Source organism: Arthrobacter sp. sptzw42 (assembly GCF_059089685.1).
In genome coordinates, this window is the sequence record NZ_JBNHEX010000017.1 from 36,858 (window position 1) to 57,407 (window position 20,550).

A 20,550-nucleotide genomic window follows, 5' to 3' on the forward strand; every position below is an offset into this window, starting at 1 on the left:
ATGGCCACCAACGAATCCGGCACCCCTCCCCGGCGCCACCTTCCCGGACACATCGCCGCCGCACTGGCAGGAGCCGGTGGTGCCGCTGATTCCGCCGGACAGCCCTGGACGGGACGGAGCCTGGCGGGGGACCAGGCCAAAATCCATAACTTCGAGGACGACGACGGAACGGCCGATGCCGGCTACCTCACCGCCGTCGCGGACCTGCAGGCAGGGCGCGGGGACGAAGCAGGAGTCATTGCCTCGCTGGCCACCGCACGCGTCTTCATCCCGATCGTTGCCCAGCTTGCCGAAGAAGGGGAGGGGCAGGACGGCCTGCAGGCCGACAAGCAGGCAGATATGGCCCTCGTCACGCTCAAAGCGGCAGATGGCAGGACCGCGATGCCCGCTTTCACCACCGCGGCAGCCTTGGCTGCCTGGCATCCCGGAGCCCGGCCGGTGGCCGTCTACGCTGCCCGGGCCGCGCTCTCGGCTGTCTCCGAAGGCGCTGAACTCCTGGTTCTGGACCCGGGGGCGGACGTAACGTTCGTGGTGCGCAGGCCGGCCATGTGGGCGCTGGCCCAGCAGCAGGACTGGACTCCGTCCTACGCCGACCCGGAACTGGCGGCAATGATGCGCCAGTCAGCAGGAGGCTTCGCGGCGGTACGGAGCCTGGAACTCCTGCCGGGCAGGGGAGTGGCTGCCCGCACGGCTAAAGGAGCTATCGTTGCCGGCGGAGGCGCCGGGCCTGAGCTGCAGGTGGTGTTGTACCTGGCAGAGGGTCTCGACGCGGACGCGGTTCAGCAACTGGTGGCCGGACTGCAGGCCCTGTGGTCCCGGAATGTATTGTTTGGTGAGCGGGTCGACTCCATTGAGATCAAACTGCGGCGCGCTGTCCACTAGCTGCTGCCAGGAGGGGGATCCCCGGCCGGCTGCGGCAGACCGAAGGATCCTCTCGTGAATTTCGCTCTCTACCGGGAGTTGCTGGCCGTCCAACCCATCAGGCGGCTGCTGCTGGTGGGCCTGATCGCCCGTATTCCGCACTCGGCGGCCGGGGTGCTGCTGACCTTGCATATTGTGCTTACCCTTGGCCAGGGCTACGCAGCCGCCGGTACAGCCGCTGCCGTGATGACCATCGGTATAGCCCTGGGTGCTCCGTGGCGCGGCCGGAGGGTGGACACCGTGGGCCTGCGCAGGGCACTGATCCCTTCCGTGGTATCAGAGACGGTGATCTGGTCCATCGTGCCGCACGTGTCCTATGAGTTGCTCCTTCCCCTGGTGTTCGTGGGCGGACTGCTCACCTTGCCCATCTTCAGCGTGGTGCGCCAGTCACTCGGCGTGCTGGCCGAAGGCGAACAGCGCCGCACCGCCTTCGCATTGGACGCCATCACCACCGAAGTGGTCTTTATGATCGGTCCTGCTGCGGGTGCCATTGCGGCCACCAGTGGCTTCAGCGTGGCGGGCCTGACCATTGTGGGAGTCTGCACCTCCCTGGCCGGCCTGTTCCTGATGTGGTTCAACCCGCCAACGCGCAGCAGTGCCACCGGGGAGGACGGCGAGGCGGACCAGCAGCGCGCCGCCGAGGCGGTCGTCATCGCCACAGCCCCGGCGCACCTGCAGGAGGCTGCCGCGGACCTGGCCCCTGCTGCCGCCCGCACTGCCCGCAGCACCGGCCTGAAGGACAGGGTGGCCGGCAGTTTCACCTGGTTCACCGCCACCGTCGCCGCACTTTTCGCTGTTGCCGCCGGGGCGGGAATGGTCCTCAGCGGCACCGACGTCGGTATTGTCGCCGCCCTCGAAACAGGCGGCCACCAGGCCGAAATCGGCATTGTTTTCCTGTTTTGGTGCGCAGCCTCCGTGGTAGGCGGCCTGGTGTACGGCGCCATGCACCGGCCCGTCCCGCCCATGATCCTCCTGCTCGGGATGGCGGCCCTGACCATTCCCATGGGATTCGCCCACGACACCTGGTCGCTTGCGCTGGTTGCCATCCTGCCGGGGCTCCTCTGCGCCCCGGTCCTCTCCTCTGCCTCCGAGAAAGTGGCGGACCTGGTGGATGAGGCGAGGCGCGGCGAGGCGATGGGCTGGTATGGCTCCGCACTCACGGCCGGCGTTGCTCTCGGGGCGCCGCTGGCGGGCGTTTTCATCGACCGGGCAGGGCCCTCCGGCGGCTTCGTAGCGGTGGGAGCCGCAGGCGTGGCGCTGTGCCTCGCAGGGATGGTCCTTCAGCGGCGCCGCAGGGCCACGCGCTGACCTTACTTCCGGATGAAGCCACGCCGCCGGTGCGGACTTTGAATTGGACGGGAGACGACGACGGCGGGCCGACCTTGAAAGGTCGGCCCGCCGTCGCGGTCTGCTCAGTTGTGCGCTGCGGCGTCAGTTGACCGCGCCGGTGTACTTCTCGCCCGGGCCCTTGCCCGGGGCGTCAGGAATCAGCGACTCTTCGCGGAAAGCAAGCTGCAGAGAACGCAGCCCATCGCGCAACGGGCCGGCGTGCTGGGAACCGATCTCCGGGGCGGCGGCGGTGACCAGGCCGGCCAGGGCGGTGATCAGTTTCCGGGCCTCGTCCAGGTCCTTCAGCTCTGCGGCATTCTCTTCCGCCGCGAGGCCAAGCTTGACCGCTGCGGCACTCATCAGGTGGACGGCGGCGGTGGTGATGACCTCGATGGCCGGCACTTCGGAGATGTCGCGGATCTGCTGGGAGACGTCGGAACCGGCGTCTGCAGGCTCGAAAACGTATGAATTACTGTCTGGGGTGCTCATACTGGTAAGCTTGACACAGACCGACTGGATGTCGTTATTTCAGGGATTGTTCCCAACAATCAAGGTTCCCCCGGCGCTTCACTGCGTTGGCGGGAATTTTTTCTGTAAGATGGCATGCAGTTTGCAAGCGGAGTTCTCTCCCACCCGCGTCAGCCGCTGTTCCAAAGAAGTATTGGAACGCAAGGTTGCCGGGTACTGGTTGGCATTGGAACCGGCACAGCCGGACCCCCTTTGTGCAGTCCTCTATTGGGGCAGGCACAGCCAATCTTCGAGGCCTTCGATTGCTCCGGCAATTGGGGGCCTTCTCTATTTGCCGGGATCCCACAACAACACAGGAGCTTTAACATTAGCGAGCCAAGAATCAATGAGCGTATCCGCGTCCCCGAGGTGCGGCTGGTCGGCCCTGCAGGTGAACAGGTAGGAATCGTCCGTATTGAGGATGCCCTGCGCCTGGCCGCCGAGTCTGACCTTGATCTCGTTGAAGTTGCACCTCAGGCGAAGCCTCCGGTGTGCAAGCTGATGGACTTCGGCAAGTACAAGTACGAGGCCGCAGTCAAGGCACGTGAAGCACGGAAGAACCAGACGAACACCGTTCTGAAGGAAATCCGCTTCCGCCTGAAGATCGACACCCACGACTACGAGACCAAGCGCGGGCATGCCCTGCGCTTCCTCGGCGCCGGGGACAAGGTCAAGGCCATGATCCAGTTCCGCGGCCGCGAACAGCAGCGTCCCGAGATGGGCATCCGGCTGCTGCAGCGCTTTGCTGAGGATGTCGCTGAAGTCGGCGTGGTCGAGTCCAGCCCCCGCATTGACGGCCGCAACATGGTCATGGTGGTTGGGCCCCTGAAGAACAAGGCGGAGGCCAAAGCCGAAGCACGCCGCGCAACGCAGCGGGCTGAAGCCAAGGCAGAAAACGAAGCCAAGGCAGCTGGCCGCATCGACGTTTCCGGTGACGACCAGGCACCGCTGACGCAGTCCCTCGCGGACCTGCTTCCCGAGGGATTCACCATCTCGACGGAGCCGGAAGCAGTGCCTGAGGCTCCTGAGCAGGAGGCTGCTCCCGCCGTCGAACCGGCCGCACCTGTGGCACCTGCCAAGGAAGCCGCTGCCAAGCAGGAAGCTCCGAAGCAGGAAGCTCCAAAGGCTCCTGCGCCCAAGGTTGCCGCTCCCGCACCCAAGGCTGCTGCCGCTCCGGCACCCAAGGCTGCAGCACCGGCCGCCAAGCCGGCTGCGGAAAAGCCCGAAGCTGCCAAGCCGGCAGCTGCGGCGCCGAAGCCTGCAGCAGTTCCTGCTCCGCCGAAGCCGGTGGCCAGGCCGGCTGCACCGAAGCCTGCCGCACGCCCTGCCCCCAAGGCAGTGCCGAAGCCGGCCGGCAAGAAGACAACTTAGTCCACAGCTGCCGGCGTTCGTCCTCCGGCAGTCAGCAACCAGCACGCCGTCCCTCGGGGCAGCTGCGCGATAGAACTGCAGGCCCAGCCTGCGGACACGTAAGGAGATCGGTTCCCATGCCGAAGATGAAAACCCACAGTGGTGCTAAGAAGCGCTTCAAGCTGACCGGCAGCGGCAAGCTGCGCCGCCAGCAGGCAAACCGCCGCCACTACCTCGAGCACAAGTCCTCCAGGCTGACCCGCCGCCTCGCCGGCGACAAGATCGTCTTCAAGGGCGATGCCAAGGTCATCCGGAAGATGCTCGGCATCTAGTTTCCAAGTTTTTTGACTGACCACCACCTGGTGTAAGTCACCTACCAAAAAGCCTTCTCAGGCCGCCGGGAAATTCCGGCAGTAGATGCTTGGGAGCAGAATTTTCGAAGGAGTACGCACGTGGCACGTGTGAAGAGGGCGGTCAACGCCCACAAGAAGCGCCGGGTTATCCTTGAACGCGCAAAGGGCTACCGTGGACAGCGTTCACGCCTTTACCGCAAGGCAAAAGAGCAGCTGCTGCACTCGTTTGTGTACAGCTACGGTGACCGCAAGAAGAAGAAGGGCGACTTCCGCCGCCTGTGGATCCAGCGCATCAACGCTGCTTCCCGCGCGAATGGCCTCACCTACAACCGTCTGATCCAGGGCCTGAAGGCCGCTGAGGTTGAGGTTGACCGCCGCATGCTCGCCGAACTGGCCGTTTCCGACGCCAACGCCTTTGCTGCGCTGGTCCAGGTTGCCAAGGACTCGCTGCCGGTCGACACCTCCGCCAAGAGGGTTGCCGCTGCACAGTAGTACCTGCCTTCCCTCGGACGAGGGGCAGTTCAGGAACCCGTGGCCCTAGCCACTAAGGTTTCCTATATGAACGAAACCGGGCGCCCGCAGGATTTTCCACTCTCCAACCCCCGAGCAGATCGGGTGAGGGATGTGGCAAAACTTGCCGGGCGCCCGGCCCGTTTAAAGCGCGGCCAGTTCCTGGTTGAGGGCCCGCAGGCGGTGCGCGAAGCACTGAAGCTGCACCAGCAGCGCGTGGCCGCAGGAGCCCCCGGACTGGTTATGGAGCTCTTCGCAAGCGAAGCCTGCCTGGACCGGTTTCCGGAGTTCGAGGAGCTGTCCGAAGGCACGAACGCCCGGCTTGCCACGGAGGACGTCCTGGCCGCTATGGCGGATACTGTCAACCCGCAGGGAATCATTGCCGTTTGCCGCTTCCTGGACGTCACGCTGGAGGAAGTGCTCGACGCCGGTCCCCGCCTGATCGCCGTCCTGTGCGAGGTCCGTGATCCCGGCAATGCCGGAACCGTTCTGCGTGCGGCAGATTCCGCCGGAGCAGACGCAGTGGTGCTCACGGGCTCCAGCGTGGACATCTACAACCCCAAGGCTGTCCGCTCCACCGCGGGATCGCTGTTCCACCTCCCCGTGGTGCTCGGGGCCGACGTGAACCGCCTCGCGGCGTCATGCCGCGCCCGGGGGATCGGGATCCTGGCAGCGGACGGTTACGGATCCCTCAATCTTGATGCCCTGCAGGACGAGAACGCCCGGCGCAGGCTTACCGGTGCAGGACCCGACTCCGCGTACGACCTGGCGGCCCCCACCGCCTGGCTCTTCGGCAATGAAGCGCAGGGGTTGTCCCAGGAGGAGCTGGGCCTGGCTGACCACAGGGTGGCAGTTCCGGTTTACGGAGCTGCGGAAAGCCTTAACCTCGGCACTGCTGCCACGGTCTGCCTCTATGCCAGTGCCCGTTCCCAGCAGGTGCCCGCAGGCGTCAGCCCCTAATAGGGTTCACGCGGCAAGTGGTTTTCGGCGTTCCAGCATCCCGCTTGCAAGGGCAACACCAAGCCCCAGTACAGCCAGGCATGCGCCCACCAGGGCGGGGGCCACATAGCCCCAACCCCAGGCGATGACCAGCCCGCCCAGGAAAGCGCCCAGGGCGTTGGCTACGTTGAGGGCAGCGTGGTTCAGGGACGACGCCAGGGACGGCGCGTCCGGGGAGGCGTCCAGGAGGCGGGTCTGCAGCGCAGGCACAAGCATGGACCCGGCTGCTCCCACCACGAAGACCATCACCAGTGCTGACCAGGGCCAGTGGGCGGCGATGGCGTACACCACCAGGGCTGCCGCGATGGCAGGCAGCACGCTGTACAGGGTTCCCATCACTGATTTGTCGGCGATCCTGCCGCCCACCACGTTGCCGGCCACCATGCCCAGGCCGTAAAGCGCAACCACCAGTGGAATCAGCGCGGACGGGAGGCCGGCTACATGCGTCATCGTGTGGGAGATGTAGGTGTACGTGGCAAAAAATCCGCCAAAGCCCACGATGCCAATCATGATGGCGAGCCACACCTGCAGCCGTTTCAGCGCCCCAAGTTCCCGGCGGATGCTTGCGTCAGGGTGGGCCTCGTGGAAGGGAACGAAGCGCCAGATCAGCACCAGGGTCAGCGCCCCGAGGAGGCCTACAAGGATAAAGAGCAGCCGCCAGCCGTAGGTTTGTCCCACCCACGTTGCCGCCGGCACGCCGATGACGTTTGAAATGCTGAGACCTGCCATAACCATGGAGATGGCCCAACCCCGGCGGGTGGCGGGCACGAGCGAGGCGGCGATGACAGCGGCAACGCCGAAAAACGCGCCGTGCGGCAGGCCGGCCGCGAACCGTGATACGAGCATGGTCCCGTAATCAGGGGCCAGGAAAGAGGTGAGGTTGGCGACAGTAAAGAACAGCATGAGGCCCAGCGCGAGGTTTTTGCGCGGAAGCTTTGCACCGACCGCGGCAAGCAGTGGGGCGCCCACCACCACGCCCAGCGCGTAGGCGGAGATAAGGTGCCCGGCTTCGGGCGTACTGATGTTGAGGCCCTGTTCCACTTCCTTGAGCAGGCCCATCATGGTGAACTCGGTGACCCCGATGCCCACCCCGCCCATGGCTAGGGCGATGATGGCCATGGCGATATTGGGGGAGGAGGTGCTCTTTGCCGTGGGTGATTCTAGGACGCTGCTCATGTGCCTGCTTTTCAAAGTGCTGGAGGTAGGTGTGCAGCCACGGCAATGGGGCTGATGTAGTCCTGGACCCCCGTGAAAACTTCTTCGGGCATGCAGGTATTCCCGGGACGGGGAAAGAGCGCCCGGGTACCTCCATTGTCCCCCATAGAATGAAGCGGTGACTGGACTGATACAGGTGGTGGGCGGCGCTGTGGTGGACCGCCTCCGGGAGCCCACCAAGCTGCTTGTGGCCCGCCGCAGCGCGCCGGAAAAGCTCGCCGGCCTCTGGGAGTTCCCGGGCGGCAAGGTGGAGCCGGGCGAGGAACCGGAGCCGGCGCTGTGCCGGGAGTTGGCCGAGGAACTGGGAATCAGCGTCCGGCTGGGCGCAGAGCTTCCGGCCGACGCTCCTCATGGCTGGCCCTTGAATGACCAGGCCAGCATGCGGGTATGGTTCGCGGAAATCGCCGGCGGTGAGCCCCAGCCCCTCGAGGACCATGATGAACTCCGGTGGGTGTCACTGGATAACCCGAAGGAAGTCCTGGGGCTTCCGTGGATTCCCGCTGATTTGCCGATTGTCCGGGCCCTGCTCGCCGCAGCGGCGATTCCGGCAGGATCAACGCGCTCTTAGAAAAGCGTCGCCTGGTCCGCTGCCCCTGGCGGGCTCACCGAAGCGCTGGATCCTGGCTGTCCGGACCCTGGCTGCGGCGTTCCCGCCGCCATGGATGGGATGACGCCTGCGGGGTACTCCGCTTCCTCACCACGGGGATCGTCCAGCTCCCGGTGGCTGAAGCCGGACGAGTGGGAAAAACCGTGCCGCGCCTTGAAGTAGCGGACTTTTCCTGCGAGCCAGGTGCGGTACTCCTTGGAGGCATAGGAACCGGTTCCGTAAAGGCGCCGGTAGCGGCCGGCGAGTACGGGATGGTTTGTTGCGATCCACTTCATAAACCATTCCCTGGTCCCGGGCTTCAGGTACAGCGCACCGGCAGTGACCCCGGTAGCTCCGGCGGCTGCGAGGGAGGCGAAAAGAGAATCCAGGGCTTCGTCGCTGTCCGAGAGCCACGGCAGGATGGGCATGGCCATGACCCCGCAGGGCAGCCCGGCTTCGCGAAGCCTCGATACCAGCTTCAGCCGTGCCCGCGGCCCAGGCGTTCCCGGCTCCACGGACTCGGACAGGGCTTCGTCGGTCATGGCCAGGGAGATGCCAAGCCCCACAGGCACTTGGGTGGCCGCGCTCTTCAGCAGGGGGATGTCCCGAGCCAGCAGCGTTCCTTTAGTCAGGATGGAAAGGGGAGTGCCGGATTCAGCGAGGGCGTTGATGATCCCAGGCATCAACCGGTAACGTCCCTCGGCGCGCTGGTACGGGTCCGTGTTGGTGCCCAGGGCCACCTGCTGGCGTGTCCAGGACGGTTTGGCCAGCTCTTTGCGAAGGACCTCGGCAGCGTTGACTTTCACCACCACTTGGCTGTCAAAGTCCAGCCCGGCGTCGAAATCGAGGTAGGTGTGCGTCTTCCTGGCAAAGCAGTAGACGCAGGCGTGGCTGCAGCCGCGGTAGGGGTTGATGGTCCACTCGAAAGGCATCCGCGAACCGGCCGGGACTCTGTTGAGCACGGACTTGGAAGTGACCTCGTGGAAGGTGATGCCGGCGAAATCGGGAGTGGTCACGGACCTGACCAGGCCCGCGAGTGGAAGCAGCGCAGGGGCGGCCGCACCCGCTTCCACCGGCGCCGGCATCAGTGCTTGGGCATCCCATCTCATGACCTCCATTCGAATATACGTTCGAACTTAAGTCAAGCACCGCCGCCGGCTTCCGCGCCCGAGCCTCACGTCTCCATCTTGGAAGGGCGGCGGGAGCGGCGGTTCGAGGGCGCAGGATAACCGCCGACGGCCAACCCGGCGCGGCGTTCAAAGACATTGCCCGTGCCCGGATTGCCGGTCCGGACCACCGACCAGGCGGCGGCGAGGAGATACAGCGGAAGGAAAGGAACCCCAAGGCACCACGCGTACTGGGAGCAGTGTTTCTCCTCGTGTCCCAGCAGCGCCGGCCGGGAGAGCAGGTCAGAAGCAGTGCCGCGGCACAGAACCACGTTCCCGAGGGTGAAAGCGCCGGCGAACGGCAGACGCCACCGGTATCCTGCCGCGATGAACAGCCCGCGCGGGCCCCTGCTGACTTCCGTCCGCGCCGCCGCAGCCACGGCAAGGCCCAGGGCAGTGCTGCCATTGACCACGTTGGCGGCCAGCCGCAGCCGTTGGCTGACTGTCAGGGGCGCCCGGGATTGAGAGGCCGGCCGTGGTGTCATGAGGACATGGTAGCCGGGGGTTCAATTAGACTGGAGGGCAGTGGCCGCCGGATCTTCCGGTGCGCCCTGACCCGGTCATTGAATGAACTGATACTTGCACGAGTATTCAGGTCATTCATCCATGACCTGCCAGTGACGGACGCGCCGCGGGGAAACCGCGCCGGCCGCGCCGCCGCCGGCAGCCACGACTCGTAGCTAAGAACAGTAGATGACTGAAACTTTGCCGGACGCCGCCATCCCGAACCCCACGGATGAAGCCGCCATCACTGCCGCTGTAGACCAGGCCATCGCCGCCATTGCCGGCGCGGCCACCCTTGACGGGCTCAAGGCGGTGAGGCTCGCGCACACCGGTGAGAAGTCGCCGCTCAGCCTCGCCAACCGCGAAATCGGAAAGCTGCCCAAGGACCAGAAGGCCGTCGCCGGCAAGCTCATGGGCGCGTCCCGCGGACGCGTCAACAAGGCGCTCGCCGACCGCACGGCAGAACTCGAAGCGGAAAACGACGCCCGTATCCTGCTCGAGGAAACCGTTGACGTCACTGCCGCCCCCCGCCGTCGCCGTGCCGGCGCCCGCCACCCCCTGTCCACCCTCCAGGACCGCGTTGCGGACATCTTTGTGGGCATGGGCTGGGAGATCGCCGAGGGGCCGGAAGTCGAATCTGAATGGTTCAACTTCGATGCACTGAACTTCAAACCGGACCACCCGGCGCGCGAGATGCAGGACACCTTCTTTGTGGAACCGCCCGAGGCCCACCTCCTGATGCGCACCCACACTTCTCCGGTGCAGGTCCGCTCCATGCTGGAACGCGAGCTGCCCATCTACGTCCTGTGCCCAGGCAAGGTATTCCGCACGGACGAGCTGGACGCCACGCACACGCCGGTGTTCCACCAGTTCGAGGGCCTGGCCATCGACAAGAAGCTCAGCATGGCTGACCTGCGCGGCACCCTTGAGCACTTTGCCCGGCAAATGTTTGGCGACGAAGCCCAGATCCGGCTGCGCCCCAACTACTTCCCGTTCACGGAGCCATCCGCGGAACTGGACATCTGGCATCCCGGTGCCAAGGGCGGCCCGCGCTGGATCGAGTGGGGCGGCTGCGGCATGGTCAACCCCAACGTGCTCCGTGCCGCAGGCATCGACCCGGAGATCTACTCAGGTTTTGCCTTCGGCATGGGTATTGAACGCACCCTGATGTTCCGCAACGAGGTGGGGGACATGCGCGACATGATCGAAGGCGATGTACGTTTCAGCGAGCACTTCGGGATGGAGATCTAACAGTGCGTATCCCAATGTCATGGCTGCGTGAATTCGCAGAGGTACCGGCCGGAGCAACGGCCGAAGACGTTATGGCCGAGCTCGTCAAGGTCGGCTTTGAGGAGGAGGACGTCCACCGCCCCACGGACACCCTCCAGGGCCCCATCGTGGTGGGCCAGGTGCTGAGCCTGGTCAAGGAACCGCAGACGAACGGCAAAACCATCAACTGGTGCCAGGTCCGTGTTGTCCCCGAGGGTCAGGAGCAGACCCTGACAGGCAAGGGCATCGACCCGTCCGGCGTGCAGGGCATCATCTGCGGCGCCCACAACTTCGTTGAGGGCGACAAGGTAGTGGTCACGCTTCCGGGCGCGGTTCTCCCCGGCGATTTCCACATCTCTGCCCGCAAGACCTATGGCCACCTTTCCGCCGGCATGATCGCCTCGGTCCGCGAACTCGGCATCGGCGAGGACCATGACGGCATCCTGGTGCTGTCCCGCATTGGGCTGGATCCCGAAATCGGCACCGACGCCATGGAGCTCCTGGGCCTCTACGACCAGGCGGCGGAAATCAACGTCACCCCGGACCGCGGCTACGCCTTCTCCATCCGCGGCGTGGCACGCGAGTACGCGCACGCCACCGGGACCGCCTTCACCGATCCCGCCTCGCGGGTCAGCGCTCCCGCGGCGCTCGCGGGCGGCTATGGCGTCAAAATCAACGACGACGCCCCGATCTACGGCAAGCCGGGCTGCGACCGGTTCGTGGCCCGCACCATCCGTGGTGTGGACGCCACCAGGCCCACACCACCGTGGATGACCTCCCGGCTCCGGCTGGCCGGCATCCGCTCCATCTCACTGCCGGTGGACATTTCCAACTACGTGATGCTGGAACTCGGCCAGCCCACGCACTGCTATGACCTGGACAAACTGTCCGGGGACATCGTGGTGCGCCGGGCCCTGGCGGGCGAGAAGATCACCACCTTGGATGACAAGGAACGGACGCTCGACGCCGAGGACCTCCTGATCACCGACGCTTCCGGGCCGATTGGCATCGCCGGCGTGATGGGCGGGGCGGCCACCGAGGTGGGCGATTCGACGTCGAACATCCTTGTCGAGGCCGCGCACTTCGATGAGGTTTCCATTGCCCGCTCGCGCCGCCGGCACAAGCTGCCGTCCGAGGCCTCCAAGCGTTTCGAGCGCGGCGTGGACTGGCAGGTGGCCGGCATCGCCGCGCAGCGGGTAGTGGACCTCCTGGTGGATCTGGCGGGTGGCACGGCTGACGAGGCGGGAACCGACGTCGGCACCGCCCCGGACCCCGTCACGATCGCACTGCCCGCGGACTTCGCTGCCGCCCGGATCGGCGTCGATTTCACCGAAGAGCAGATTGTTACTTCCCTTGAGGACCTTGGCGCCACCGTGGTGAAGAACGACGGCGGGTGGAGCGTTACTGCCCCGAGCTGGCGGCATGACCTGGAGACCAAGGAGGATCTTTCCGAGGAAATCGCCCGGCTTGTGGGTTACGACCGGATTCCCGCCACCTTGCCGGTGGCGCCTCCCGGGCGCGGCCTGACCCGCGTGCAGCAGCAGCGCCGGCGCCTCATCCAGGCGCTGGCTGACGCCGGGCTCACCGAAGTGCTGTCTTATCCCTTTGTGTCCAAGGCCGCCAACGACACCTTTGGCGTGCCGGAACAGGGAGCAGGGCGGACAGCGGTCAAGCTGGCAAACCCCATCAGCGAGGAGCAGGGCTTCCTGCGCACCTCCATCCTGCCGGGTCTCATTGAGGTGGCCAAGCGCAACCACTCACGCGGTTTCCGCGACCTCGCCATCTTCGAGTCGGGCCTGGTGTTCCTGCCGGCGGAGCGGATGGGGACAGACTCCATCCCGCCCCTGGGTGTCAAGCCGGCCGATGAGGTGCTGGATGGACTGTACGACGGCGTCCCGGCCCAACCGTTCCACCTTGCCGTGGTCCTCACCGGGCACGATTCCCCGGCCGCCGCGGCGCACGCGCCGCGGGTATGGGACTGGGCGGACGCCCTGGACATTGCCCGCCTTGCCGGTGACGTCCTCGGCGTGGAAGTAGTGGTCAGCCAGGGCAGCCACCAGGCATTCCACCCGGGCCGTGCGGCGCAGCTGTCCCTGCGGTCGGGGGAGGTTGTGGGTTACGCCGGAGAGCTGCACCCCAAGCTCCTTGCAGCCTCTGACATGCCTGCCCGCTCCGTTGCCCTGGAACTCAACGCCGACGCCCTGTTCAGCGCCGCGGCGGACGTCATCGTGGCGCGCCACATTTCCTCGTTCCCGGTTGCCACCCAGGACGTGGCGCTTGTGGTGCCTGCCGGCGTTCCGGCCGAGGACGTACTGGCAGCACTCCGGGAAGGCGCCGGTGAGCTGTTGGAGGACGTTGCGCTTTTCGATGTCTACACCGGCAAAGGGATCGAAGAAGGCAAGAAGTCCCTCGCTTTCGGGCTCCGCTTCCGCGCGGCCGACCGCACGTTGACAGCGGATGAGGCATCAGCTGCACGGGAAGCCGCAGTGGCAGCGGCGGCCGGGCGCTTCGGCGCGGTCCAGCGCTAGGCGGCACACCGGGCCCTATGGACTCCAGGCTCGTGCTGCGGGCAGCGAATGTGTCTGCTGATCTTCGCTGTCCGCAGGCAGGCACCGGTCCCGGGGATGGAGTGATTCCCGGGCGGGCAGAGGCGTTGCGGGCAGCAGCCATGGAACCCGGTGCCGCCGCCCGCTTCCTGGCCGGCAGGGCGGCCCTGCGCCGCTTTGCGGGCAATATACTCGAGATCCCCGCCGCTCAACTGACGGCAGCGTACTCCTGTCCGCGATGCGGGTCCGGACCTGACCTGTCCCATGGCCGCCCGGGTTTTACGCATCACGGCCGGTCGCTGCCCCTGCTGCTGAGCATGGCCCGTGCCGGGGACTGGGTTCTGTTGGCGGCCCTCCACTCACCGGCGGCGGGGGAAAGGCTGGGTGCCGACGCCGAGGATCCGGAACGGCTTGACTTCGTGGGCTTCGACGCCGTGGCCCTGGCGGACGGAGAAAAGCCCGCCCTTGCCGGTCTCCACGGATCAGCCCTCCTCCGCGAAAGGGCGCGGCTGTGGACCCGGAAAGAGGCCTGGCTCAAAATGACCGGCGATGGACTCCGGAGGGATCCCCGTGAGGTGGCTGTCCTGGACAAGCCGGGGCTGACCGACCTGCCGCCTGCCGCAACAGGCCTGCCGGCCTCGCTCGTTGCTGCCGTAGCGCTCGGCCGGCTCAGTTAGCGTGGCCGGATTCTGCTGGGCCGGGTTTTGCCAAGCCGGATTCTGCTAGGCCGGCAGCGGCGGAAGCGCCAATTCGAAGAGCCAGGGATGAAGCACCGCCTCGGCGTCGATGCCCGTCACGCGGTTCGCCGCGAGCACGAAGTCGGCTGTTGCAACCGATCCGTGGGAGTGGGTCCTGGTCCACTCCTGCAGCAGTGTGAAGAAGGCCAGGTCCCCGCAATGGCGCCGGAGCGCGTGCAGTGCCAGCGCACCCCGCTTGTAGACGCGGTCGTCAAACATCAGGGCGGGGCCGGGATCTCCGATCAGCAGGTCCTGTTCCGCTTGGGCCAGCACATGCCAGGCTGACGCTGCCCTCTCCTGGGCGCCCAGGACGCCGGCCTCCTCAGACCAGATCCACTCCGCGTAGCAGGCAAAACCCTCGTGAAGCCAAATGTCATGCCAGCCTGCCACAGTCAGCGAGTTGCCGAACCACTGGTGCGAAAGCTCATGGGCGATAAGCCGCTGGGATTCCCAATCGAAGCCCATGTGGTTCCGTCCGAAGATCGACAGCGATTGGGCTTCGAGCGGGATCTCCAGTACGTCATCAGCGATCACCACGGTGTATCCCGGGAAGGGGTACGGGCCGAACCGCCGGACGAATGTCGCCATCATGTCACGCTGCCGTCCCAGCGCGGCCCCTGCTGCGTCGGCGAGGGACGGGGGCACCGCGGCGGTCTGGACCACGCCGCCGGCAGATCCGTCGTCAAGGACCACGGATTCGTACCTGCCGATTTGCACCGTGGCCAGATAGGTGGCCATTGGCTCTTTCTGCTCGTACGTCCAGGTCTCCCTGCTGGACCCGCGTGTGTTGTTGACCAGCACGCCGTTACAGACGGCCCGGTAGCCAGTGTCCGTCGTGACGGAGATGCGGTAGCTGGCCTTGTCCCGGGGTTGGTCATTGCAGGGGAACCAGGAAGGGGCGCCGTTGGGTTGTCCTGCGACCAGTACACCGTCAGTCAATTCTTCCCAGCCCACCTCGCCCCAAAGGCCGCGGCGGGGAGCAGGATTGCCCTCATAGCGGACGTCCACGGTGAAGCCTTCGCCGGAAACGAGGGCGGCCTCCAGATGCACCACCAGTTGTTCGGCGCGCTGGGAAAAGCGGCGCACCCGGCGGCCGTTGAACTGCACTTTGACTGCCCGAAGCCCGGCCAGGTCAAGCACAACGGCCGAAGCAGCGCGGTTGGCTACGGCGTGTAGCAGGGCCCTGCCGTTCAGCCGGTTGCTCGCAAGCCTGTAATCCAGTTCCAGCTCGTACCGGTGCACACTATAGGCGCCGGTGCCATGGTGGGCAGCATAGGGGCCTGAGTCCAGGGCGGGTCCGTACCCGCGGGTGGAGGTTCCGCGCACTGTTTCTGGCGAGCTCATCGGGGAGGGGCCTTCGCTACTACTGTTGTTGGACGGAGAAGTGTTGCTGCAGGTGATGCCGGAGCGCCTTATTTCGCCGGCGGCAGGGCCGGCCCGGCCCACGGGCTGACAGGGTTGCCCATCCAGTAGGTTCCCGCCGGTACTGTCTCCCCACGCATCACCAGCGATGCGGGACCAACTGTTCCACCGGAGCCTATCCGCGCCTGCGGAAGGATGACACCATGTGGTCCCATCGTTGCGCCGTCTTCGAGCGTAACAGGGCCAATGCTCATGATCCGGTCGTGGAAAAGGTGGGTTTGAACCACGCAGCCCCGGTTGACGGTGGAGTTCGCACCCAAGGTAACGAGATCAGCCTCCGGCAGCCAATAGCTCTCGCACCATGTTCCGGAACCGATTTTGGCCCCAAGGGCGCGCAGCCACCAGACAAGGGCCGGTGTGCCGGTGGCGGCACGGGCGAACCAGGGCGCGCTGACCATCTCGATGAACGTGTCCACCACTTCGTTGCGCCAGATGAAAGAAGTCCACAGGGGATGTTCACCGGCCCTGATCCGGCCGATGAGCAGCCACTTGGCCGCAACGGCGCTGCCGGCTGCCACTGCTCCTGCCAGGAGCATCACCAAACCCCCAAGCAAGGCAGCCAGCGCATAACCACCGGCCGAGGCCAACCAGTCAAAGGCCAGCAGGACCGCGGCGGCGAGTCCCACTGTCAGCACCACGGGAACGAAACGGCAGCTTTCCCATAGCGCCCGGGCGATTTTCAGCCTCCGCGGCGGCTGGTAGGTGCGCGAGTTGTCTGACGCGACAGCGGTGCGCCGCAAACGGACGGGAGGGCTTCCCAGCCAGGATGTTCCGGACTTGGCTTTGGACGGCGTCGCCGAGAGTACGGCCACCAGCGAGTTCTTTGGAACATTGCGGCCCGCTCCGGTCATTCCCGAGTTGCCGAGGAATGACCGCTTGCCGATCTTGGCCGGTGCGATCCTCAACCAGCCGCCGCCAAGCTCATAAGAGGCCACCATGGTGTCGTCGGCCAGGAACGCGCCCTCGCCCACCGTGGTCATTTTGGGAAGCAGCAGCACGGTGGAAGCTTCCACGTTCTTTCCGACCTTTGCGCCCAGCAGCCGGAGCCAGACAGGTGTAAACAGGCTGGCATAGATGGGAAACAGCAGGTCGCGGGCCAGATCCAGGACGCGTTCCGTAGCCCAGACCTGCCAGCCGATCCGGCTCCGGACACGGTAGTAGCCCTCGCGCAGGCCCAACCCCAGCAGGCGGGTGGTTCCCAGGATCAGGAGCAGGTTGGCAGCGAACCAGGCAAGGGCGGCAAGAGGCAAGGAAACCAGCAGGGGAAGCCACGCCTCCGACAGCGAACTGTTGCCCCTGATGAACGAGAACACCACCAGGCAGGCAACTCCCGCGGAAAGGTAGGGAATCATGGCCAGCAAGGTGCTGGCGGCGGCGAACGCGGTAAGCCAGAGCCGGTCAAGTCCTGGACTGGTGGGCGGCTGGGCCGGCCAGTTCTGCTTGGCTTTGCCCCTGCGTTCTGCCGGGGAACCCGCCACAACCTGGCCCGCCTTGACCTTGCCCAGAACTGCCGAACCCGGCTCCACCTGCCCGCCTGCCCCGATGCTGGCGCCGGGCATCAGGGTGCTGCGGGCACCTACCGTGGCACCTGCCCCGATGCGGATGGCTCCGATGTGCACGTCGTCGCCGTCGATCCACCATCCCGAAAGGTCCACCTCGGGCTCCACATTCGCCCCGTTGCCAAGCGAGAGGAAGCCGGTGACCGGCGGCAGCGAGTGCAGGTGCACGTTACTGCCGATCTTCGCACCCAGAGCGCGCGCGTAATAGGGAACCCAGGGTGCGCTTGCCAGACTTATCGCCCCCGCAAGATCCTGGATCTGCTCAGCCAGCCACAACCGCAGATGGACTTTGCCGGACCTGGGGTAGGTCCCGGGCTCAACCTTCCGGAGCAGGAGACGGGCCGCGGCCACGGACAAGCCGATGCGTCCGGCAGGACTGACGAACACCAGCCAGGACGCACCAACCCACCACCAGGACACTGTTACCGCGCCGCTGAAACCGGCCAGCCCGGCGAGGACGTTGTTGCCTGCCATCAGGTAGGTCAGCCACCGCATGCTCACGAGGATATGCAACGGCACTCCCATCAGAGTCTGGAAAACCTGGGACTTGCGGGCGGTAGGCCGGACGATGCGCGCCTCGGCGGGGCCGGCCGCAGCTCCCTTCGGCATGGACTGGCGGGCAGCATCGATGAGGGCCCCGACCCGGGGCGTGGCGTAGATGTCTGCCACAGTGATGGTGGGGTAGCGGACCCGGAGCGCGGAAACGAGTTGGGCTGCGGCCAGGGACCCGCCGCCGGCGGCAAAAAAGTCTGCGTCGAGGCTGGTCGCCTTGATGCCGAGGACGGCGCCCCACTGCTCGACAATCCAGCGGGCGTCATCGGGGAGGTTAAGCGGGGCAGCGGCTGCGTCATCGGCGCCGGAACCTGCAAGCGGCCAGGGCAGGGCGTTCCGGTCCACCTTGCCGCTGGTCTTGGTTGGCAGGGAGCCGACGACGGTCAACAGCGGAACCAAGGCGGCGGGAAGGGTGGCAGCAAGGGCTTGGCGGGCGGCGGTAAGGTCCGGTTTCGCAGCCCCGGCGGGCGCAAGGTACCCCACCAGGATCTGGTTCCCGGCCGCCGTCGTACGGACGGCGGCCGCAGCACCGGCGATCCCGGGCAGGGCCTGCAATGCGGCATCCACTTCGCCAAGTTCAATGCGGCGTCCGCCCAGTTTGACCTGCTCGTCGGCGCGGCCCATGAAGACGAGTCCCTCGGCTTCGTAGCGGACAAGGTCACCCGAGCGGTAGGCGCGCTGCCAGCCGAGTGCCGGGAAGGGCGCATACTTTTCGGCGTCCTTGGCCGCGTCCAGGTAACGGGCAAGCCCTACTCCGCCGATGATGAGTTCACCTACGGCTCCTTCCGGGACCGGAACGCCTTGGCCGTCCACTACCGCCAGATCCCAGCCGTCCAGGGGAAGCCCGATCCGCACTGGTCCCCGTCCGCCCAAGGGGGCAGCGCAGGCCACAACGGTGGCCTCAGTGGGGCCGTAGGTATTCCAGACTTCCCGGCCGTCAACGGCCAGCCGTTCAGCCAGTTCCGGGGGGCAGGCTTCGCCGCCAAAGATCAGCAACCGGACGTTTTCCAATGCTTCCGCGGGCCACAGGGCAGCCAGGGTGGGGACGGTGGACACAACGGTGATGCCGTGGCTGATGAGCCAGGGGCCCAAGTCCATGCCGGTGCGGACCAATGCCCGCGGAGCCGGGACCAGGCAGGCGCCGTGCCGCCACGCCAGCCACATCTCCTCGCACGAGGCATCAAAAGCCACTGACAAGCCTGCAAGCACCCGGTCTGACGTTCCAACGGGCTCTGTGGCGAGGAATATCCGGGCCTCGGCGTCCACGAAGGCGGCTGCTGAACGGTGCCGGACGGCGACGCCCTTGGGGGTTCCCGTGGAGCCGGACGTGAAGATTACCCAGGCGTCATCATCAACCTCTGCTGTCCGGGGGGAGGGAAAGGGCGAGGGCCGGGTGCCGTTGAGCGTCACTCCGCTTTCAGTCACGACGGCGGCGACACGCGCTTCAGCGAATACCAGCCTGGCCCGTTCCTCGGGATCATCCGCGTCCACGGGAACATAGGCAGCGCCAATGAGCAGGATGGCCAGGATGGAAATGTACAGCCTGTTGGTGCCGGACGGGACGCGAACGCCGATCCTGTCGCCGGCCCCGAGCCCGGCAAGGTGCATCTCCCGTCCGGCCGAGCGGACCGCCGCGAGCAATTGGGCGTAGCTCAGGGATTCCCGGCCGTCGTCAAGGGCGGAGGCATCCGGGTAGCGGTCCGCGGTGTCCTGGAGGATGTCAACAAGCGTCCTCGCGGGGGGAGTCGCGGCGGACCCGGCAAGCTGCGCCTCGTAGCGGGGGAGGAGCCCCGGGATGCCGTCTGTTGCAAGGCTGCTGCTTTGTTGCTCGGTCACCAGAGCAGTGTGCCGGGACAAGGTGAACAGAAAGTGACCAAATTTGCCGGCTGTCCACCCGTTGGTCCGACGTTGTTCAACACGGGCCCGGCGAACTTTATACCCGCTCAAGTTGCGCCCCGGGCCCGGAAGCTGCCGTTACGGAACCAGGATGACCTTTCCGGTGGTGCGGCGGCCTTCGAGGTCGCGGTGCGCCTGACCGGCCTCCGCGAGCGGATACGATGCGCCGATCCGGACCTTGAGGCTGCCGTTCGCGGCGGCGGCGAAGATCTCGTCCGAGCGCCAGCGCCGTTCCGCCGCGTCCTGCAGGTAGTGCGCCATGGTGGGTCTGGTGAGGAACAGCGAGCCGCCTGCGTTCAGCCGCTGCGGGTCCATAGGCGGAACGGGGCCGGAGGCTGCGCCGAACAGAACCAGAGTCCCCCGCACCCGAAGGGCGTTAAGGGAACCGTCAAAGGTGTCCTTGCCAACGCCGTCATAAACAACGTCCACTCCCTTGCCGTCGGTGAGGTCCCGCACGGCCGTACTAAAACCGTCATACCGCAGGACGTGGTCCGCCCCGGCGTCAAGTGCGAGGGCTTCCTTCTCGTCGGTGGAGACCGTGGTGATGACCCGCGCACCCTTGGCCTTGAGGAGCTGGATGAGCAGCAGCCCCACCCCGCCTGCGCCGGCGTGCAGCAGGACGTCCTGGCCGGCTTCAACCTTGAAGGTGGAGTTGACCAGGTAATGTGCGGTCAGGCCCTGCAGGGGGAGGGCGGCGGCGGTGGCATCGTCCAGTCCTTCCGGCACAGACAAGGCCTTATCCTCGTCGACCAGCGCATAGCCGGCATAGCAGTCTGCGCCCTCGGCCGTAGCCACCCGGTTCCCTTCCGCGAACGCCGTTACCCCAGGGCCCACGCCCACAACCTTTCCCGCGGCTTCCGAGCCCGGGGTAAACGGATACGGGACCTTGTAAACCCCGCCGCGTTTGTAGGTGTCAATGAAGTTGACGCCCGCTGCAGCCACCTGGATCAGCAGTTGTCCGGGACCGGGAGCGGGAGCTTCCACTTCTTCGTAAACGAGGACTTCCGGTCCGCCTGCCTGCCGTGCGACGATTGCGTGCGTCATTGCTCCCCTTCCCAGGCCCGGAACTTCCGGGCTCCAGCTGCTGTGACCATCCTAGGGATACCAGCAGGCCAGGAAGCAAAGCATG

General features: G+C 66.1%; 17 protein-coding genes. 10 read left to right on the forward strand and 7 right to left on the reverse strand.

Features of this window, described 5'->3' with window-relative positions; translation table 11 throughout:
- A complete protein-coding gene (locus tag AC5RT4_RS16645; protein WP_494106484.1) occupies window positions 1-882 on the forward strand; it encodes an SseB family protein in 882 nt (293 codons plus the stop codon).
- A gap of 54 nt (window positions 883-936) precedes the next feature.
- Window positions 937-2,229 (forward strand): MFS transporter, encoded by a 1,293-nt coding sequence (locus AC5RT4_RS16650; RefSeq protein WP_494106485.1) that lies wholly within the window; start codon window positions 937-939, stop codon window positions 2,227-2,229.
- Window positions 2,230-2,352: 123 nt separating this feature from the next.
- On the opposite strand, the gene AC5RT4_RS16655 is transcribed toward AC5RT4_RS16650, so the two are convergent.
- Window positions 2,353-2,739 (reverse strand): DUF1844 domain-containing protein, encoded by a 387-nt coding sequence (locus tag AC5RT4_RS16655; RefSeq protein ID WP_494040822.1) that lies wholly within the window; start codon window positions 2,737-2,739, stop codon window positions 2,353-2,355.
- Window positions 2,740-3,126: 387 nt separating this feature from the next.
- Here AC5RT4_RS16655 and infC point away from each other — a divergent pair, with 387 nt between their 5' ends.
- From infC to AC5RT4_RS16675, 4 genes are all read left to right on the forward strand, one after another.
- Window positions 3,127-4,128, forward strand: a complete 1,002-nt coding sequence (gene infC / locus AC5RT4_RS16660; RefSeq protein ID WP_494106486.1) for a translation initiation factor IF-3 — start codon at window positions 3,127-3,129, stop codon at window positions 4,126-4,128.
- A 116-nt stretch (window positions 4,129-4,244) separates the two neighbouring features.
- Window positions 4,245-4,439: a 50S ribosomal protein L35 gene (rpmI, locus tag AC5RT4_RS16665; protein WP_009358635.1), complete on the forward strand. Its 195-nt coding sequence runs from the start codon at window positions 4,245-4,247 to the stop codon at window positions 4,437-4,439.
- A gap of 120 nt (window positions 4,440-4,559) precedes the next feature.
- The gene (gene rplT / locus AC5RT4_RS16670) at window positions 4,560-4,952 is read left to right on the forward strand and encodes a 50S ribosomal protein L20 (RefSeq protein WP_494106487.1); all 393 of its coding nucleotides are present in this window, start codon (window positions 4,560-4,562) and stop codon (window positions 4,950-4,952) included.
- A 66-nt stretch (window positions 4,953-5,018) separates the two neighbouring features.
- Window positions 5,019-5,930, forward strand: coding sequence for a TrmH family RNA methyltransferase (locus AC5RT4_RS16675; RefSeq protein ID WP_494106488.1), 912 nt, complete (start codon window positions 5,019-5,021; stop codon window positions 5,928-5,930).
- 6 nt (window positions 5,931-5,936) lie between these two features.
- Here the strand turns inward: AC5RT4_RS16675 and AC5RT4_RS16680 are convergent, their stop codons facing one another.
- A complete protein-coding gene (locus AC5RT4_RS16680; RefSeq protein WP_494106489.1) occupies window positions 5,937-7,145 on the reverse strand; it encodes an MFS transporter in 1,209 nt (402 codons plus the stop codon).
- A 157-nt stretch (window positions 7,146-7,302) separates the two neighbouring features.
- Between AC5RT4_RS16680 and AC5RT4_RS16685 the strand changes: the two genes are divergently transcribed.
- Window positions 7,303-7,752: a (deoxy)nucleoside triphosphate pyrophosphohydrolase gene (locus AC5RT4_RS16685; RefSeq protein ID WP_494106490.1), complete on the forward strand. Its 450-nt coding sequence runs from the start codon at window positions 7,303-7,305 to the stop codon at window positions 7,750-7,752.
- On the opposite strand, the gene AC5RT4_RS16690 is transcribed toward AC5RT4_RS16685, so the two are convergent.
- Both AC5RT4_RS16690 and AC5RT4_RS16695 read right to left on the reverse strand, forming a co-directional pair.
- A complete protein-coding gene (locus AC5RT4_RS16690) occupies window positions 7,749-8,879 on the reverse strand; it encodes an Rv2578c family radical SAM protein (RefSeq protein WP_494106491.1) in 1,131 nt (376 codons plus the stop codon). The two genes, AC5RT4_RS16685 and AC5RT4_RS16690, sit on opposite strands and share 4 nt — an antisense overlap.
- A 65-nt stretch (window positions 8,880-8,944) precedes the next feature.
- On the reverse strand, window positions 8,945-9,421 hold the full coding sequence (locus AC5RT4_RS16695) for a hypothetical protein (protein ID WP_494106492.1): 477 nt from the start codon (window positions 9,419-9,421) through the stop codon (window positions 8,945-8,947).
- A gap of 208 nt (window positions 9,422-9,629) precedes the next feature.
- Here AC5RT4_RS16695 and pheS point away from each other — a divergent pair, with 208 nt between their 5' ends.
- Genes pheS through AC5RT4_RS16710 form a run of 3 tightly spaced genes read left to right on the forward strand, consistent with a single transcriptional unit; the run spans window position 9,630 to window position 13,932 of the window.
- Window positions 9,630-10,691: a phenylalanine--tRNA ligase subunit alpha gene (gene pheS / locus AC5RT4_RS16700; protein WP_494040814.1), complete on the forward strand. Its 1,062-nt coding sequence runs from the start codon at window positions 9,630-9,632 to the stop codon at window positions 10,689-10,691.
- 2 nt (window positions 10,692-10,693) lie between these two features.
- Window positions 10,694-13,237, forward strand: coding sequence for a phenylalanine--tRNA ligase subunit beta (pheT, locus tag AC5RT4_RS16705; protein WP_494106493.1), 2,544 nt, complete (start codon window positions 10,694-10,696; stop codon window positions 13,235-13,237).
- Window positions 13,238-13,254: 17 nt separating this feature from the next.
- A complete protein-coding gene (locus AC5RT4_RS16710) occupies window positions 13,255-13,932 on the forward strand; it encodes a 4'-phosphopantetheinyl transferase family protein (RefSeq protein WP_494040812.1) in 678 nt (225 codons plus the stop codon).
- Window positions 13,933-13,977: 45 nt separating this feature from the next.
- Here the strand turns inward: AC5RT4_RS16710 and AC5RT4_RS16715 are convergent, their stop codons facing one another.
- From AC5RT4_RS16715 to AC5RT4_RS16725, 3 genes are all read right to left on the reverse strand, one after another.
- Window positions 13,978-15,336 (reverse strand): M1 family metallopeptidase, encoded by a 1,359-nt coding sequence (locus AC5RT4_RS16715; protein WP_494040811.1) that lies wholly within the window; start codon window positions 15,334-15,336, stop codon window positions 13,978-13,980.
- 68 nt (window positions 15,337-15,404) lie between these two features.
- Entirely contained in the window at window positions 15,405-19,322 is a 3,918-nt protein-coding gene (locus tag AC5RT4_RS16720) for a Pls/PosA family non-ribosomal peptide synthetase (protein WP_494106505.1), read from the reverse strand.
- A gap of 177 nt (window positions 19,323-19,499) precedes the next feature.
- Window positions 19,500-20,465, reverse strand: coding sequence for a quinone oxidoreductase family protein (locus AC5RT4_RS16725; protein WP_494106494.1), 966 nt, complete (start codon window positions 20,463-20,465; stop codon window positions 19,500-19,502).
- Between the last annotated feature and the right edge of the window lie 85 nt (window positions 20,466-20,550).